2 protein-coding genes are annotated in these 1,654 nt (G+C 68.7%); both read left to right on the top strand.

Annotation, left to right across the window (positions count from 1 at the left end):
- Positions 1-932 (top strand): ATP-binding cassette domain-containing protein (locus tag LMU33_RS40730; RefSeq protein WP_228627139.1); only part of this gene is annotated, 932 nt, incomplete at its 5' end.
- Positions 929-1,654 (top strand): ABC transporter permease (locus LMU33_RS40725; RefSeq protein WP_228627137.1); only part of this gene is annotated, 726 nt, incomplete at its 3' end. The genes LMU33_RS40730 and LMU33_RS40725, both read left to right, overlap by 4 nt.

Here is a 1,654-nt window from a genome sequence, read left to right as displayed (position 1 = left end):
TGCGCAAGTCCTATGGTGACAAGGTCGTGCTCGACGGCATCGATCTGGTGGTGCCGGCCGGTTCGGTGTTCTCGCTGCTGGGTCCGAACGGGGCCGGCAAGACCACCACGGTGCAGATCCTGTCCACGCTGATCTCCGCCGACGGCGGGCAGGCCCGGGTGGCGGGCCACGACCTTGTCACCGACGCGCAGGCGGTGCGTGCCGCGATCGGGGTGACGGGGCAGTTCTCCGCGGTCGACGGCCTGATCACGGGGGAGGAGAACATGTGGCTGATGGCGGATCTGCACCACCTGTCCCGGGCGGAGGGGCGGCGGGTGGCCGCCGAGCTGCTGGAGCGCTTCGACCTGGTGGAGGCGGCGAAGAAGCCCGCCTCGACCTACTCCGGTGGCATGAAGCGGCGTCTGGACATCGCCATGACCCTGGTCGGCAGTCCCCGCATCATCTTCCTGGACGAGCCGACCACCGGCCTGGACCCTCGTTCCCGGCACAACATGTGGCAGATCATCCGGGAACTCGTCACCGACGGTGTCAGTGTCTTCCTGACCACGCAGTACCTGGAGGAGGCCGACGAACTCGCCGACCGGATCGCGGTCCTGAACAACGGCCGGATCGCTGCCGAGGGCACCGCGGAGGAACTCAAGCGGCTGATCCCCGGCGGACACGTGAAGCTCCGCTTCACCGACCCGGCCGCCTACCAGAACGCCGCGTCCGCGCTGCGCGAGGCCACCCGCGACGACGAAGCCCTCACCCTGCAGATCCCCAGCGGCGGCAGCCAGCGCGAGCTGCGCGCCATCCTCGACTGGCTGGACACCGCCGGCGTCGAGGCCGACGAGCTGAGCGTGCACACTCCCGACCTCGACGACGTCTTCTTCGCCCTGACCGGTGACGACGTGCCGACCCAGCCGAACCAGCCCGAGGAGGCTGCCCGATGAGTTCCCTGTCTCTCGCCGTGCGTGACTCGAACACGATGCTGCGCCGCAACCTCCTGCACGCCCGCCGCTATCCGTCGCTGACCCTGAACCTGCTGCTGACGCCGATCATGCTGCTGCTGCTGTTCGTGTACATCTTCGGCAACGCCATGAGCGGCGGCGCGGGCCGCTCCGCCTACATCGCCTACATCGTGCCCGGCATCCTGCTGATGACCGTGGGCTCCACCACGATCGGCACCGCCGTATCGGTGTCCACCGACATGAGCGAGGGCATCATCGCCCGCTTCCGCACCATGGCCATCCACCGCAGCTCCATCCTCATCGGCCATGTCATCGGCAGCGTCCTGCAGTCGCTCATGAGCGTGGTCCTCGTCGGCGCCGTCGGCGTGGCCATCGGCTTCCGCTCCCACCACGCCACCGCCCTGGACTGGCTCGCCGCCCTCGCCCTGATCGCCCTGTTCGCCCTGGCACTGACCTGGATCGCGGTCGGGATGGGCCTGATCAGCCCCAACGCCGAGGCCGCCAGCAACAACGCCATGCCCCTGATCCTGCTCCCCCTGCTCTCCAGCGCCTTCGTGCCCCTGCACTCCATGCCCGGCTGGTTCCAGCCCATCGCCCACTACCAGCCCTTCACCCCCACCATCGAAACCCTCCGCGGCCTCCTCCTGGGCACCCACATCGGCAACAACTGGTGGATCGCCCTCACCTGGAGCCTCGCCCTCACC

The organism is Streptomyces barringtoniae (assembly GCF_020819595.1).
GTDB lineage: Bacteria > Actinomycetota > Actinomycetes > Streptomycetales > Streptomycetaceae > Streptomyces > Streptomyces barringtoniae.
This window is presented reverse-complemented; position numbering and strand designations above follow the sequence as displayed.